The sequence below is a fragment of the Mucilaginibacter sp. 3215 genome (genome assembly GCF_050433785.1).
Taxonomy (GTDB): Bacteria; Bacteroidota; Bacteroidia; order Sphingobacteriales; family Sphingobacteriaceae; genus Mucilaginibacter.
In genome coordinates this window covers 303,434-318,636 of record NZ_JBNPWO010000005.1, presented here as the reverse complement: position 1 = coordinate 318,636, position 15,203 = coordinate 303,434, and the positions used below count along the sequence as shown (strand labels likewise).

At 43.1% G+C, this 15,203-nt stretch carries 11 protein-coding genes; 7 read left to right on the top strand and 4 right to left on the bottom strand.

Annotated features, from left to right (window positions below):
* Positions 1-52: 52 nt before the first annotated feature.
* The 4 genes from ABIC84_RS12115 to ABIC84_RS12100 all read right to left on the bottom strand — a co-directional run bounded on the left by ABIC84_RS12115 (position 53) and on the right by ABIC84_RS12100 (position 5,263).
* Complete coding sequence (locus ABIC84_RS12115; protein ID WP_429263709.1) at positions 53-691, bottom strand: MBL fold metallo-hydrolase; 639 nt, start codon at positions 689-691, stop codon at positions 53-55.
* Between the two features lie 146 nt (positions 692-837).
* Complete coding sequence (locus ABIC84_RS12110; protein ID WP_090532317.1) at positions 838-1,467, bottom strand: SprT-like domain-containing protein; 630 nt, start codon at positions 1,465-1,467, stop codon at positions 838-840.
* A gap of 183 nt (positions 1,468-1,650) precedes the next feature.
* Entirely contained in the window at positions 1,651-2,868 is a 1,218-nt protein-coding gene (locus ABIC84_RS12105) for a hypothetical protein (protein ID WP_429263708.1), read from the bottom strand.
* The gene (locus ABIC84_RS12100) at positions 2,861-5,263 is read right to left on the bottom strand and encodes a DUF2339 domain-containing protein (protein WP_429263707.1); all 2,403 of its coding nucleotides are present in this window, start codon (positions 5,261-5,263) and stop codon (positions 2,861-2,863) included. Before ABIC84_RS12100 ends, ABIC84_RS12105 begins: the two co-directional genes overlap by 8 nt.
* Positions 5,264-5,416: 153 nt before the next feature.
* Between ABIC84_RS12100 and ABIC84_RS12095 the strand changes: the two genes are divergently transcribed.
* From ABIC84_RS12095 to gndA, 7 genes are all read left to right on the top strand, one after another.
* Positions 5,417-7,801 (top strand): alpha-L-rhamnosidase C-terminal domain-containing protein, encoded by a 2,385-nt coding sequence (locus ABIC84_RS12095; RefSeq protein WP_429263706.1) that lies wholly within the window; start codon positions 5,417-5,419, stop codon positions 7,799-7,801.
* Between the two features lie 242 nt (positions 7,802-8,043).
* Entirely contained in the window at positions 8,044-8,799 is a 756-nt protein-coding gene (locus ABIC84_RS12090) for an ROK family protein (protein WP_090532325.1), read from the top strand.
* A gap of 38 nt (positions 8,800-8,837) precedes the next feature.
* Positions 8,838-10,841: a transketolase gene (tkt, locus tag ABIC84_RS12085; protein ID WP_112653383.1), complete on the top strand. Its 2,004-nt coding sequence runs from the start codon at positions 8,838-8,840 to the stop codon at positions 10,839-10,841.
* Between the two features lie 135 nt (positions 10,842-10,976).
* The gene (rpiA, locus tag ABIC84_RS12080) at positions 10,977-11,684 is read left to right on the top strand and encodes a ribose 5-phosphate isomerase A (RefSeq protein ID WP_426583618.1); all 708 of its coding nucleotides are present in this window, start codon (positions 10,977-10,979) and stop codon (positions 11,682-11,684) included.
* A gap of 269 nt (positions 11,685-11,953) precedes the next feature.
* A complete protein-coding gene (gene tal / locus ABIC84_RS12075) occupies positions 11,954-13,042 on the top strand; it encodes a transaldolase (protein WP_426583616.1) in 1,089 nt (362 codons plus the stop codon).
* Positions 13,043-13,147: 105 nt separating this feature from the next.
* Entirely contained in the window at positions 13,148-13,774 is a 627-nt protein-coding gene (locus ABIC84_RS12070; protein ID WP_274986012.1) for an HAD family hydrolase, read from the top strand.
* Positions 13,771-15,195, top strand: coding sequence for an NADP-dependent phosphogluconate dehydrogenase (gene gndA, locus ABIC84_RS12065; protein ID WP_426583613.1), 1,425 nt, complete (start codon positions 13,771-13,773; stop codon positions 15,193-15,195). The genes ABIC84_RS12070 and gndA overlap by 4 nt, the downstream gene beginning before the upstream one ends.
* The last annotated feature ends 8 nt before the right edge of the window (positions 15,196-15,203 follow it).

Sequence of the window (15,203 nt, the reverse complement as noted above, 5' to 3'; positions counted from 1 at the left end):
ATTATGCGTTCAGGTTTTGCTTATGCTCAGTAAAACGTTGCTATGATGTTAACTAAGTTAAAAACGGATTGTTTTGTTTTTCGTAGCCGATGGTTGTTTCGGGACCGTGGCCAGGATAAACGGTAACATCATCAGGCAGGGTAAACAGTTTGGTTTCGATGTTATCAATCAGTTGGGTGAAGTTACCTCCCGGCAAATCCGTGCGACCGATGCTTTGTCTGAACAGGACATCGCCCCCGATCAGGATCTTAGCCTCTTTATCATAAAAACACAAGTGAGCAGGCGAATGCCCCGGCGCAAAGATCAAATGTAGCGTAGTATTGCCAAAATGGATGGTGCCGGTTTCGGGCAAAAATTCATCAGGCATCGGCGATACATCGTAACGGAAGCCCATAGATGGTGCATAAGCTACCACAGCAGCCAATACTTCCGACTCGCCAACGTGGAAACGGGGCTTAAGGCCATACTGGTCGAATACAAATTTATTGCCCAGCACATGATCGATATGGCAATGGGTGTTGAGCAGCATAACAGGCTTGAGGTTATTGTTTTTGATAAAGCCAACCACGGTGTTTTGCTCTGGTGCAGTATACATGCCCGGGTCAATGAGCACACATTCGCCGGTTTCATCATACAAAATATAAGTATTCTCCTGGTAAGGGTTATTTACAAATGATATAACTTTTGCCATGCGGTAAAAGTACGGAATAAATTGATTGGGTGCTTGGGGTAAGATTGAGCGATCGCTATTGCGCACGAAGCAATCTCCTATTGGCAGGTACGCCCTGTAAAGTTCGCGATTGCTTCGTTCCTCGCAATGACGATTGTTATATAATATTACGCCGCCGTTGCCCCTTCAATTAACTCCACCTCCGCTACCGGGCTGAACAGATAGATCCGCTTAGTAGCCACTTCAGTACATTTAAAGCGTTTACGCAACTTTTCGTCCTTGCGGAACACCCTGCCGTCCTTTAGCTTAAATAATGCCTTAAGCGGAATCTTTTCTACCGTTAAAATTGCTTCGGATGTTTTAGGGGGATCATATTTGCGCAGCGAACGGTACAGGTTCAAATCTGAGCAGCTTGACGCCGCCGGGTTATCCAGGTAGTTTACAATAGCCTTTTTAACATCTGCCGGGAAAATCTCTTTTTCAAAAAATGGCTGCATCATTTTTTTGAAATTGTTTTTCCATTCTGTTCCGTGGGGTTTGGCTTTTTGCTTATGCTCGTTCCAGGTATGCAGGTGTGCAAACTCATGCACTGTCGTTACCAGGAAAGCGTAGGGGTTAAGGTCGTAATTAACCGAGATACGGTGACCTTTGCCACCATAAGGCGAGCGGTAATCGCCAAATTTACTGTTACGGTTGCGCGAAATTTTAAATTCGCATTTGAAGTAGTCAATCCACCGGGCAATGAGCGGGGCCGCTTCTGCCGGTAGATATTTCTCTAAAACTTTTACTTTATCCAATTTTTACCTCAGTGCAAATGTAAGGATTTGTGGTTGATAGTCCATAAACCATGGTCGATGGTTTGTAAAACTTTGATTTACGATCTAAGTTTCTGCTGACGGTTATTTGCTCTAAAGTATAAGTCTGCCGGGATGGGCAAGCCTCTACATCCAATCTCATCCTAAATTCAAAGGGTGTAAATTTTATCTTTCCCCTTCCTTTTTCTTTACCTCCCTGGTCATCTTCAAAGTCAACAACAACAACAACCCTAACGAAACAATAATAGCTACCCAAATCAGTACGGTGTAATCTTTCCCGGCAGGTTTTACCGCCACTGCATAGCCGGTGTTTTTAACAACAGCCTCATGTTTAATAACCGGGGTGTTCCCTCCAATACTATCAGCAAAAAACTTAAGATCATATTCCGGGACCTGAGCCGAGGGGTCACCGACCAGGACCCGGTAGCTTTGCTTAGCTTCAAGGTAGCTGATCAAATATTCGTCGGATTGAAACGCTTTGATCTCACCGATGCTCAGTGGCTGGTTATCGCCGTTGCTTATCTCTATTAACAGGTGGTTGCTTTTTGCAGCAATTAACAAATCAGTTGTTTTATCTGATGACAGCTCGGCTTCGCTCAAGAGCTCCCTGCCATTGTTTACAAACTGGTGAACGGTAATACTTCGTTTATAATACCTCGGCGCGCTGATATTGAGGTGCAGCTTGTTTACCTGGTAATTATCGTTCAGCTTAATGTCAATGTAAGTAGTTTTATTGCTGTCCGCGCGGATAACATTTACAGGCTTAATGGCTGTATAGCTTTGAGCTTCGGATGCATATTCTGTATAGATCCCGGCCTGTAAAAATTTAACCGGGTTCTTATTTTTATCGTTTACCTGGATTTTTAAATAGCGATAGTTACTTGCCGGGAAGGATAGCGATTGCAGGTAGGTGCCTTCACTGTTTTGTATTGCTTCCTGCAGCGGAATCTCTTCCTGTATGGCGAACCACTGGTTCGAATCATCGCTGCCCAGCAGGTTTACTTTACGTTTTACGGCTGTGTTTTGCAGCCTGATCCAAAGACGGTCGAGCACCAGTCCCGTTTTATTTTCGATAATAAAAACCGTGCTGGTATCGGTTTTGGATGTGTTTCTGATCTCAGGAAAAACAACAAAACTTTTCTGGCTCTTTTGCGGGAGACTGCCGGCCTGGATGTATGGTACAAAATTACCATTCGCGTCTGCAATGCGAATGTCCGACAGATCGGGTTTGGCCTTTGCTACCAATTCCGGCTGTAGGCCAATACGGTAAAAGCCGTTGCTGTCAATCTTGTGCAGCGCGGCTTTATATTTAAAATTTTTTTGTGCCAATGCGGGCAATATGACTCCGCAAAGCAGCAGCGTTAAAAGCGTTAGCTTATTCATTTTTTTTAGCCTCATCATCGGCAATATTTTTTTTAGCTGTTCGCTGGTACATAAATGCCACAATAAGCAATAGTACTCCCAAACAAAAGAAAGCAGCTATTTTACCCCAAACCGGGATGTTTTTAATATCAAACAAAAATAATTTTAATAAAGTAAGCGAAAACAGCGTTAACGAAGCCACCCGCATTACCCGCAATTTATACCTCATACCCAGCCACATCAATGCGAAGGAAAGCAGTCCCCATAATACGGGTAAGCCGGTTTTTACGTATACGATTTCTATTTGATCGATAGAATTAGCTTTACTAAAAAATAGCAGGTTGCTCATCAGGCTCACCTCAAAACTTAAAAACAATACAACGCCCGCGCTTAATACCCAGGTAAACGCTTTTTTCAGGCCTTCGTTCATATTTTGCTGACATAAGCGGATCACCCTGTAAAACAACAGACCGATAAATACAGCACCAATCCAATGTGCCATAAAATGACTGGTCGACGGCTTCTTAGTTTCGAGCATCAAATGTTGCAGCGAATAATATTGTGGCGTAAGTAACAGGTAAACAACCAGGCAGATGAACAGTATCACAAATTTTGTGTTGCTGCTAAAATTGATAACCTGTATTTTGGGCGATGACGTATAGTAGATAAATACAAACACAGGCGTATACACCATCGCATATAAAATATTAAGGTTGGTATCCGGGTAATGGTTCAGGAACTGGTGGTTGATTTCCAGCAGGCCGCTTAAATAAAGAAGCACAAGTGCGGCTACTCCAAAAAGCTGCTCAGTAAAAATATTGGTGTGCTCCACCTTGGTTGAGTCCTTTTTAACCAATACCGAAAGTAAAAATGAACTCACAGCAGCAAATAGCGTAGTGATGAAACCCTTATTGGCAATTATGGTTAAACTCAAACTGTAGTTACTATAAGTTTGGTACATGTCCATTGATAAACTTAGCAGCATGGCTATCCATAAAAACACGGATGTATATTTCATAAGTTGGATGCCCGAGCGCAGGTACAGCCAATAAAGCAACACCGTTTCTGAAGCCCAGAAAATGGTAATGTTATTGCCATGCAACTGAATAGGAGCAGCTAACGAAATAAACGTGAGCGTAATGCCGATAAGCAGGTACAAAATATTAGTATCCACCTTACGATTGCGGAACAGGACGTATGAAAGCACCAGGTTTACCACAGCCAGGCAAATACAAAACAAACCCCGGTATTGCCCAGCATGCATCATGGTTAACAGGTACAGGCCGGTAGCAAAATATAACCCGGTATTAAGAAGCAAAATGCTGAAATCGGACGCGATAAATTTTTTGTTTTCGCGTACGTTGTTGGCTATGTTGATAACAAAGTAAAGCGCGTAAAAAATGCTGGCGTAAATAAAGCCGAAATGGTAGGTAGGAGGTTTAAGTGTATACAGCACCGTTGAAAAAACAATTACCGTAAAACCAAACGAAACAATGTTAAGCACCCTCCATGCTTTATAGTACGCAATGATGAGCAGCCCGGTATTTAATATCAGCAGATAAATAAACAGGCCGTTATAGTTGGCGCTTCCGTTGCTCACCATAAAAGGACTGGCAAAACCGCCAACCAAAGCAATTACGGCCAGTTCCTGCTTATCATATAATAAGGAGAGTACCACTGCAAAAATGGTGATCACAATTAAAATGATAAATGCCGTGGTTTGGTTAAACAGGTGAAACTGCTGAAATGCCAATGTTATGGTAAAATAAAACACGGCCAATCCACCGCCTACAAGCACCGAGCTAAAGGCCTTATAACTATCACGCAGCACATGTGCAACCGCAATTAAAATTCCGCCGCAAACAATACCTATACCCACGCGGCCTACTAAGCCTATCCAATCGTTATCAATAGCATATTTTACAAAGAAGCCAATGGCCAGCACCAGGATGGCTATGCCTATTTTATTGATGAGGTTTTCGCCGATGAATTTTTCAAGGTCGGGATGGCGCTCAAAGAAAGACGGCTTGGGCTGTAAAGGCTTCGCGGGTTCGAAATCGCGTGTTTTTATAGGGCGATTGATGATTGATAAGTTGTCTTCAATAACTTCGGGTTGCCTTTCAACTTTAGGAGGCGTGATAGGCTCTGGTTTTATCTCTGCCTCAACGGGAGGTTTTACTTTTTCAACAGGAGGTTGTGGTATAACAGGCGCAGGAGGCGAAACGCTTGCAGGTGCCCGTTCTTCTGCTTTTTTGACATCTTCAGCACCCGGCCGGGTTATCTTAAGCTGTTCAATAATACCTTTTAATTCGAATATTCTAAATTCAAGTTCTTTGATCTTATTGTTTAAACTGCCCTTGTGGTTCAGCATTATTATAATGATCACCACTAATAAAAAGACGGCTAATACATCCATAGTTTTAGGTTTGTAAAAAATAAAGATAACGGAATTATGAAATATTCCACTATCAGGCCTGCCGGCCAATAGGCATATTGCATATAAATTAAAGCTTTAATTGTAATTTAGCTGTACAGGCAAATGCCGATCACCTATAAACCACCCTATATCATGAAGACATCTTTTAAACGTTACTTTTTTTCGTGTTTTCTTTTTATTACAGCATCCACCTATGCGCAAACCATCAGTCCGGCGCTTTTAAAACACCAGTGGAAAGCATCGTGGATCACTGTTCCACAGGAATCATTAAAAGAATATGGCGTTTATTACTTCAGGAAAAGCATTGAGCTTTCAGCTAAGCCTGCTTCCTTCGTCGTTCATATATCGGCAGATAATCGTTATAAACTATACGTTAACCAAACTTTGGTTTCGTTAGGCCCCGCCCGCGGAGATACCTATTACTGGAATTATGAAACGGTTGATCTGGCGCCATATCTTCAGCCGGGCAAAAACCTCATTGCCGCTGTAGTTTGGAATGATGGCGATTATCGCCCCGAAGCACAGATCTCCTTACAAACAGGTTTCATTATGCAGGGCGATACTTCAAATGAAGAAATCATCAATACCAATAAAACCTGGAAATGTATCCGTGATAAATCTTTTCAGCCTATCACCGGTATTGGCTGGCATCCTTATTATGTTGCCGGGCCGGGCGAGCGGGTAGATTTAAACCAATCTATAAAAGATTGGAACACGACCGGGCTTGATGACAGTAGCTGGAAAAATGCTATCCGTATTGACAACGGAAATCCAAAAGGCGTAACCAATGCTTTTGGCTGGATGCTGGTGCCATCGTCAATTCCTGCTATGGAAATGACCAATCAAAGGATTCCGGTTTTAAGAAAAGCCGATGGGGTAACTGTTCCGTCCTCGTTCCCGGCAAGCAAAACAGCTATCACTATCCCGGCTAATACGTCGGCTACTTTACTGCTCGATCAAACCTATTTAACCAACGCCTATTTAACGCTCAATTTCAGCAAGGGCAAAAACGCCGGTATTGGCATTACCTATACTGAATCGCTTTTTAAAAGTTTAAGCGGCCCGGAAGGCCCGGTTAAAGGTAACAGGAATGATGTGGATGGAAAGATCTTTGTTGGCAGGAGAGATAGCGTTGTTTCTGACGGTGCCACCGGTAATTCGTTCACTACTTTAACCTGGCGTACGTTCAGGTATATCGAAGTGAAAATAACCACCAAAGATGAGCCATTGGTTATTGACGATATCTACGGAACATTCACCGGCTACCCATTTAAAATGAATGCCAAACTCGAAACGCCCAACCCCGAATTACAGCAGATGCTGGATATTGGCTGGCGCACCGCCCGCCTTTGCGCCGGTGAAACCTATACCGACTGTCCATACTATGAACAGCTGCAATACGTAGGCGATACCCGCATCCAGGCACTGGTATCTTTTTATAATAGCGGCGATGACCGCCTGGTGCGCAACGCCATTAACCAGATGGATCATTCCCGCCTGGCCGAAGGGATCACGCTAAGCCGTCACCCTTCGTTCTCACCGCAAATCATTTCCACCTTTTCGTTATGGTATATCGGGATGCTGCATGATTACTGGATGTACCGGCCCGATAGTTTATTTATTAAAGATAAGCTGCCCGGCATGCGTGATGTGCTCAATTTTTTCAGCAAGTATCAGCAAGCCGATGGCTCCTTAAAAGATACTCCTTACTGGACATTTGTTGATTGGGTTAACGACAAGGGCTGGAATTTTGGACAGGCGCCCAAAAGCGCCAAAGGCACTTCGGCTATATTAGACCTGCAGTTGATGTGGGCCTACCGACAGGCCGCCGAAATGGAAGCAAAAATGGGGATGCCCGCGTTTGCAGCAATGTACAAGGCCAAAGCAACACAATTAAAAACGGCTATCCAAAATAAATATTGGGACACGGGCAAAAAACTTTATGCCGATACCGAGGACAAGCAATTGTTTTCACAGCATACCAACTCCATAGCTGTATTGGCCGGGATGGTAAATAGTACAGTAGCGCATGATATCAGCTTAAAGCTATTGAATGACACTACAATAACCCTATGCACCATCTACTTTAAATATTACCTGCACCAGGCTATGGTTAAAGGCGGTCTGGGCGATAATTATCTAAACTGGCTCAACATCTGGCGTGATAATATCAAAATGGGATTGACTACTTGGGCCGAAATCTCCGACCTTGACCATAACCGCTCCGATTGTCACGCCTGGGGTGCAAGTCCAAACATTGAATTTTACCGTACCATTTTAGGGGTGGATACCTACGCGCCGGGGTTCAGCAAAATAAAAATTGAGCCGCATTTGGGCCAGATCAAAAACATTAGCGGCGAAGTGCCTCACCCTAACGGAAAAGTTTGTGCCAAATATGTGTTCGATAAAGGAAAATGGAGTATCAACATAGTGCTCCCCAAAAACACATCAGGCATTTTTGTGTGGAAAGGAAAAACTTTTACGCTAAAAACAGGTAATAACAGTTTAAGCATTTGAAAAAAATAACCGGGGTGTTTACATTTTACCTTAATTGCACTGATTTTGCCACGCATAAGTAAAATACTTTTAAATATTGACTCGTTAAATAAAAGCAACGCTAACTTTACCTTTGTTGCTTTAATGGGATAAATTGATTTTATCGCATTATTTAACAATTTGATATTATTAAAATGTGATATTTATGCGCTGGGAACTAAGGGTTTCACCAAATTGCCAACCAGCTAAATAAATTACGCTAAATGAAAAAAACACCATCCCAATTAAGGGTTCTCTCAATCGATATCGGTGGATCACACATTAAAGCCACTATCCTGAATAAAAAAGGGGATTTAAAAATGGAGTACGACAAGATACCTACTCCCGCTCCTGCAAATCCCGAAAACGTTATAAAAGCTATCAACACCCTTGTGAAGGATTTTCCGGCATATGATAAAATATCGGTTGGTTTCCCGGGTTATGTAAAAAACGGGGTTGTTAAAACCGCGCCTAACCTGGGTACCGATTACTGGGCCGATGTTGATTTAAGCAAAAAACTGGAAAAAGCATTGGGCAAACCAACCCAGGTGGTAAACGATGCCGATATGCAGGGCCTTGGCGTAGTTGCCGGGAAAGGCCTCGAAATGGTGATAACCCTGGGCACCGGCTTTGGTACTGCTTTGTTAATGGATGGTCATTTATTGCCACACTTTGAGCTGGCGCACCTCCCGATAAAAGAAGGTATTACCTATGATAACTATATCGGCGAGAAGGCTTTGGAGAAAGAAGGCAAAGAGAAATGGAACAAACGCATGAAAAAGGTTTTCAAAATATTGAAAACTGTATTCAATTACGATACTTTATACATTGGCGGCGGCAATTCAGATGAGCTTACCTTTAAGCTCGACAAAAACATGAAAATAGTTACCAATGCCGATGGTATCAAGGGCGGCGCAAGGCTTTGGCTCAGCGAGGACGAAAGTAAAACCAAACGAAAAATTGCAACACCTACCGAATAAATTAAAAACTAACACTAACTACAATACCTGATAACAAAATGGAAAACCAACAAGACATAGAAAAATTGGCGATTGATACCGTAAGGGTATTGGCAGCCGATGCTGTGCAAAAAGCAAACTCAGGCCACCCGGGTACAGCTATGGCGCTGGCACCAATGGGCCACGTTTTATGGACAAAGTTTTTAAACTACAACCCTAAAAACCCCGATTGGGCAAACCGCGACAGGTTTATCCTTTCGGCAGGCCACGCTTGTATTTTACAGTACAACTTTTTGTATTTAATGGGCTATGATCTTTCGTTAGATGATATCAAACAGTTTCGCCAGCTAAACAGCAAAACGGCCGGTCACCCCGAATATGGATTGGCGCCCGGCATTGAAGTAACTACTGGTCCGCTCGGACAGGGTTTTGCCAATGCTGTGGGTTTTGCCATTGCTCAAAAACACCTGGCTGCCCGTTACAACAAACCTGGTTTTGAACTGTTCAACTACAATATTTACACCATCTGCAGCGATGGCGACTTGATGGAAGGTGTAACTTCCGAAGCGGCATCATTGGCTGGTCACCTGCAATTGGGCAACCTCATCTATTTATATGATGACAACCACATCTCTATTGAAGGCAGCACTGATATTGCTTTTAATGAAGATGTAAGCGCCCGTTTTCGCGCATACGGCTGGCACGTGCAGGATCTTACTGACGTAAACGATACCCACGCGCTTGAGCTGGCTTTGATCAATGCCAAAGCCGAAACTCAGAAACCATCATTTATCCGCGTTCGCTCGCTGATTGCCTATGGTAGCCCTAATAAATCGGGCACTGCAGGTTCACATGGTTCGCCGCTTGGCGCCGACGAAATTAAACTGGTAAAACAGTTCTTCGGTTTCGATCCTGAAAAATCATTCAACGTACCTGACGAGGTGCTGGATTACTATCACAAAAAAGGTGCACGCGGCGCTGCAGTTGAAGAAAAATGGAACAAATTATTTGCAGATTATAAAGCAAAATTTCCTGAGTTAGCCGCCGAATACGAAGCTGCCGCGAAAGGCGAACTACCTGCAGGCTGGAAAGATAAATTGCCGGTATTTAAAGGTTCCGACCCTAAAATGGCAACCCGCCAGGCCTCAGGCAAAGTATTAAACGCTATTGCGCCGGCATTGCCAAACCTTATTGGCGGTGCGGCCGACCTTGCCCCATCAACCGAAACTAACCTGAAAGAGTACGATTCGTTTACATCAGAAAACCGTGCAGGCCGCAACTTCCACTTCGGAATCCGTGAGCATGCTATGGGTTCGGCTTTAAATGGTATGGCTTTAACCAAAGGCGTACTACCGTTTGGTGCTACCTTCCTGATGTTCTCTGAATATATGCGCCCGCCAATCCGCCTGGCGGCCATCATGAAAATAAACCCGATTTTTGTTTATACGCATGATAGTATTGGTTTGGGCGAGGATGGTACTACTCACCAGCCTATTGAGCAATTGGCTTCTTTACGTTCGATACCAAACTTAACCGTGATCCGTCCGGCTGATGCCAACGAAAGCGCGCATGCATGGCGTGTTGCCATCGAGAAAAAAGGCGGCCCAACTGTGCTGATCTTCACCCGCCAGGGCCTACCTATCCTTGACCAGGATAAATATGGCAAAGCCGAAAACCTGGAAAAAGGTGCTTATATCCTTTCAGAAGGCAGCAAAGGCCCGGATCTGATCCTGATAGCTACCGGATCTGAAGTAGCCTTAATTATGCAGGCGCAGGAAAAACTGGAAGCTGAAGGTATTTCAACCCGCGTGGTAAGCATGCCATCATGGGAATTGTTTGAAAAACAGGATGCGGCTTACAAAGAATCAGTATTCCCTAAAGCAAGTAAAAAACGTTTGGCGGTTGAAATGGCATCACCAATGGGCTGGCACAAATACATCACCGACGAAGGCGATATGTTAGGCATGACAACCTTCGGTGAATCGGCCCCTGCCGAAGACCTTTACAAACATTTCGGCTTTACTGTTGATAACGTTGTTAAAAAAGCAAAAGCTCTTTTATAGAGGCAAGAAATCAAGAGTCAGGAATCAAGATTTTCCTGGCTCTTGATTTAAAAAATATACAAGTAAGAATCAAACGGTAAGAAGATAAGTTTTTCTTCTTGTCTCTTGGTTCTTGACTTCTTGATTCTAATCAAAATGAACTGGAACAGCAACCTGATAAATAACCTGGAGTGGGCCGATAAGATTATCAATATCGAAGGCAAACAAAAGGTAGCTGCCGAAATAGCGGCAAAAGTTAAGGATGGCGATATTATAGGTGTTGGCTCGGGTTCAACATCATACCTGGCTTTGGTGGCCATTGCCCAAAGGGTAAAAGATGAAAAGCTGAATGTAAAGGCTATCCCTACTTCGGTAGAGCTTTCTATGTTTTGCGCCAAATTAGGTTTGCCTGTTACAACACTGTATGAATATAAACCCGATTGGCTTTTTGACGGAGCAGATGAGGTTGACCCCGACAAAAGCCTGATCAAAGGGCGCGGCGGGGCTATGTTTAAAGAGAAGTTGCTCATCAGCTCAAGTGAAGTAAGTTATATTATAGTTGATGAGTCGAAAATGGTTGATAAATTAGGCTCGAAATTTCCGGTACCTATTGAGGTTTTTCCGCAGGCATTGCCTTATGTAGAAAAGGAACTGAAAAGTTTGGGAGCTACAGAATTAACCATCAGGCCGGCAAAAGGCAAGGATGGTCCAATAATTTCAGAAAACGGCAACCTTGTATTGGATGCTAAGTTTGAGGAAATCGGTAAAAGTTTTGAAAAAGATATTAAATCGATAACCGGAGTAATTGAAAGCGGGCTTTTTATCGGCTTTGATGTGAATATTATCATGGCCTCGAACAGTTAGATTTAGCCTTAAGTTCGACATCTTTAGTCCGAAATCTTAAAGAAAATGAGACTTTTGATTTGCTAATTCCAATTTAAGGTTAAAAACCAGAATTTACTGCTAAAAACTGCAGGCTTAACCCGGAAATATTAACAAAGTATGATATAAATCTTACAATTACTGACATTCTTATTAAGAACTTTACATAATAGACCGATTTGGTAGCAATTTTTACTACCTTCATCGCGCTTTTAACAAAATAATTAACAAACACAAAAACAAACCCTATTATGGCAACTAATAACGTAGCACAGATACATGGTTTTGGTCAGAGTATCTGGCTTGATTTTATTGACCGTGAGATCATTTCTTCAGGAAAACTTAAACAATTAATTGACGTTGACGGCGTACGCGGCGTTACTTCAAACCCTGCAATTTTTGAAAAGGCTATCAGCAGCAGTTCTGATTATGATGCTGATATTGCCGCGCTCAAATCTGAAAGCGACAACGAAAAGCTGTTTTTTGAAATAGCTGTTAAAGATATCCAGGCTGCTGCCGACCTGTTTAAAGGCGTTTACGAAGAATCAAACAAAGTTGATGGTTACGTAAGCCTTGAGGTCTCTCCGTTCCTGGCTTTAGATACTGAAGGTACTGCTAAACAAGCCGAAGAACTTTGGAAAAAAGTTAACCGCGAAAACGTAATGATCAAAATCCCTGGCACTAAACCAGGTTTGGCCGCTATTCAGCAATCAATTGCAAAAGGCATCAATATCAATGTTACACTGCTGTTTGGCTTAGAACGTTATGAAGAAGTAACCGAAGCTTACATTGCAGGCCTGGAAGAGCATTTAGCTGCAGGTCATAAAATTGCCCACATCGCGTCAGTAGCCAGTTTCTTCCTGAGCCGTATTGATGTTATTGTGGACCCGATTATTGAAGCAAAAGGCGAAAAAGAGCTGTATGGTGAGGTCGCAATCGCGTCAGCTAAAAAAGCATACGAAATTTATAAAAGGGTATTCAGCAGCGAAAGGTGGAAAAAACTTGCCGAGCAAGGCGCACAACCACAGCGTTTATTATGGGCAAGTACAGGTAGTAAAAACCCTGCATTTAAAGATACCAAATATGTTGAGGCATTAATTGGCCCGGACACAGTTGATACCGTTCCTTTGGAAACTGTTGACGCTTTCCGTGATCATGGTGTTGCTGCAAACACGTTAGAAACCGGTTTAGATAAAGCTAACGAGATCTTAGCCAAACTACCATCTTTAGGTATCGACCTTGCTGCTGTAACCCAGCAGTTAGAAGATGAAGGCATCGAAAAATTCAACAAGCCATTTGAAAAGTTGTTGAACGCCATCGAAACACAGAAGAATAAGTAATCAAGTTCTAAGTCTTAAGCCGAAAGTCCAAGTTCGAAGTCGGGATTATTTCTTTGACTTTGAACTTAAGACTTTAGACTAACGACTTTAATACAAAATACATCTATGGAAGTTGCTGATCTGAAGATCCTTTTTTTTGACGTGGGCGGCATTTTGCTGTCGAACGGATGGGGGCATGAGGCGCGCGAAGAAGCGGCCAAACGTTTTAACCTTGATTACGACGAAGTTAACGCGCTGCATAATTTCATTTTTAATGTATATGAAATTGGTAGCATCACGCTCGACGAATACCTTGATACGGTGATATTTAACCACCCGAGGGATTTTGTACGCGAAGATTTTAAGGATTTTATCTATTCTACATCTGTTGAATTGCCCATGCTGCAATTCCTTAAAGACTGGAAAAAAGATTGTGGCTTCCGTATTATTTCAGTGAACAACGAAGGCAAGGAGCTGAACGACTACCGGGTGCGTAAATTTAAACTGCATGAATGTTTTGATGCCTTTGTATCATCATGCGAAGTAAAAATGCGCAAACCCGACCCCGGCATATGGCAGTTAGCTATGGGTATAGCCCAGGTATCGCCTCAACAATGCGTGTATTTTGACGACAGAAAGATGTTTGTTGATACCGCCCAAAAACTGGGGATCCGTTCTTTTCAGCATACCAGCCTCGAAAGCACCAAGAAAATTTTAGAAACTCTTAAAAAAGAAAACCTCAAAACAAAATGAGCGCAACAGAAAACAAATACGCCTTTGGCATGATAGGCCTGGGTGTTATGGGTCGCAGCCTGCTGCTAAATATGGCCGATCATGGCTTCGCGGTGGCCGGGCACGATAAAGATACCGGTAAAGTAGATTCATTGAACCAGGAAGCTGGTGACAGGGCCGCTAAGGGCTTTGCCGATGTTAAAGAATTTATACAGAGCCTTACCACACCAAGGGCTATCATGATGTTAGTGCCTGCCGGTAAAATTGTTGACGCTGTAATTGAGGAATTAACCCCGTTATTGGAAAAAGGCGATATCCTGATTGATGGCGGTAACTCGCACTTCACTGATACAAACCGTCGTGTTGAGGAACTGGAGGCCAAAGGCCTGCATTTCTTCGGTATGGGCGTATCAGGCGGTGAAGAAGGTGCCCGTCGTGGCCCAAGCATGATGCCGGGTGGCGATAAGGATGCTTATGCTGTGATGAAACCTATTTTTGAAGCCATCGCTGCTAAAGTTAACGGCGAACCTTGTGTTACTTACATTGGCCCTGGCGCATCAGGTCATTTTGTTAAAATGGTTCACAACGGCATCGAGTACGGTATTATGCAGGTAATTGCCGAAACTTATGAGATCCTTAAAAAAGGCTTAAAGTTAGGTAACGATGAAATTGGCGATCTGTTCACTAAATGGAACGAAGGCCGTTTACAGTCATTCCTTTTAGATATCACCAAAGATATTTTCAAATACAAAGCATCTGGAACCGATCATTTATTGTTAGATGATATTAAAGACGAAGCGAAAGCTAAAGGTACAGGTAAATGGACGTCGCAGGTGGCTATGGATTTGGTAACCCCAATCCCAACCATCGATACATCTGTATCAATGCGCGATCTTTCAAAATACAAATCACTGCGCGAAAAAGCTTCTGCCCTTTATAACGACCCTATCGAGCTTAAAGGCGATAAGGAGGAGTTGTTGGTTGCTTTAGAGCAGGCTTTCTATTTTACCAGCATCCTTACTTATGCACAGGGTATGCACCTGCTTACCAAAGCATCTGAAGAGTATAAATATGACCTTCATTTGGGCGAAATTGCCAAGATCTGGAGAGGCGGCTGTATCATCCGTTCAGAATTTTTGAATGACATTTACAATGCTTATAATAAAGATCAGGCACTGCCTCACCTGTTGCTTGACAGTGATATACAGGCATTGGTTGCCGGTACCTTACCAGGCATCAGGAAAGTATTATCGGCTACTATTGCTGCCGGTGTTGCTGCTCCTGGTTATGCTTCAGCATTGAGCTATTTTGATGCTTTCCGCAGCGAAAGAATGCCTTCAAACCTTACCCAGGCCCAGCGTGATTATTTTGGCGCGCACACTTATGAGCTGATTGGTAAAGAAGGCACCTTCCATACACAATGGGCTCCGGCAAACGACTAATTGACGCT

Bases quoted from the DNA above. Each gene is read 5' to 3' on its own strand.
- ABIC84_RS12115 (WP_429263709.1), bottom strand. From the start codon at position 691: ATGGCAAAAGTTATATCATTTGTAAATAACCCTTACCAGGAGAATACT.
- ABIC84_RS12105 (WP_429263708.1), bottom strand. From the start codon at position 2,868: ATGAATAAGCTAACGCTTTTAACGCTGCTGCTTTGCGGAGTCATATTG.
- ABIC84_RS12100 (WP_429263707.1), bottom strand. From the start codon at position 5,263: ATGGATGTATTAGCCGTCTTTTTATTAGTGGTGATCATTATAATAATG.
- ABIC84_RS12095 (WP_429263706.1), top strand. From the start codon at position 5,417: ATGAAGACATCTTTTAAACGTTACTTTTTTTCGTGTTTTCTTTTTATT.
- ABIC84_RS12090 (WP_090532325.1), top strand. From the start codon at position 8,044: ATGAAAAAAACACCATCCCAATTAAGGGTTCTCTCAATCGATATCGGT.
- tkt (WP_112653383.1), top strand. From the start codon at position 8,838: ATGGAAAACCAACAAGACATAGAAAAATTGGCGATTGATACCGTAAGG.
- rpiA (WP_426583618.1), top strand. From the start codon at position 10,977: ATGAACTGGAACAGCAACCTGATAAATAACCTGGAGTGGGCCGATAAG.
- tal (WP_426583616.1), top strand. From the start codon at position 11,954: ATGGCAACTAATAACGTAGCACAGATACATGGTTTTGGTCAGAGTATC.
- ABIC84_RS12070 (WP_274986012.1), top strand. From the start codon at position 13,148: ATGGAAGTTGCTGATCTGAAGATCCTTTTTTTTGACGTGGGCGGCATT.
- gndA (WP_426583613.1), top strand. From the start codon at position 13,771: ATGAGCGCAACAGAAAACAAATACGCCTTTGGCATGATAGGCCTGGGT.